Here is a 261-nt window from a genome sequence, read left to right as displayed (position 1 = left end):
TGATAAATTTGAAAAAGACTTCTATTTCCCATCTTTGTTTATAGATTTCTACAATCTCTTTTGAGGTGAATTCTTTGCTATTACTTAAAAAATAAAAAACTTCTCCATTTTGTTTTTCTTTTGTAATTATTAAACGTAAATAAGAGATAGTTTTTTTATTATGCTTATTAAATAAGCTCACCTCCAAATCTTGCTCTATTAGTAATCTATCTGTTTCATTTTCTTTAATTTTTAACTCCTTGATTATTTCAAAGCGGGTGT

Annotated in this window: 1 protein-coding gene; it reads right to left on the bottom strand. The window is 24.9% G+C overall.

Annotation, left to right across the window (positions count from 1 at the left end; all coding sequences use genetic code 11):
- Window positions 1–261, bottom strand: a 261-nt coding sequence (locus FOF46_RS31190) for a transposase (protein WP_143919300.1), incomplete at both ends; no start/stop codon positions are given.

The sequence above is a fragment of the Aquimarina algiphila genome (assembly GCF_007489275.1).
GTDB lineage: Bacteria > Bacteroidota > Bacteroidia > Flavobacteriales > Flavobacteriaceae > Aquimarina > Aquimarina algiphila.
The sequence above is the reverse complement of the archived record's forward strand: the minus strand, read 5'-3'. Positions and strand labels throughout refer to the sequence as shown.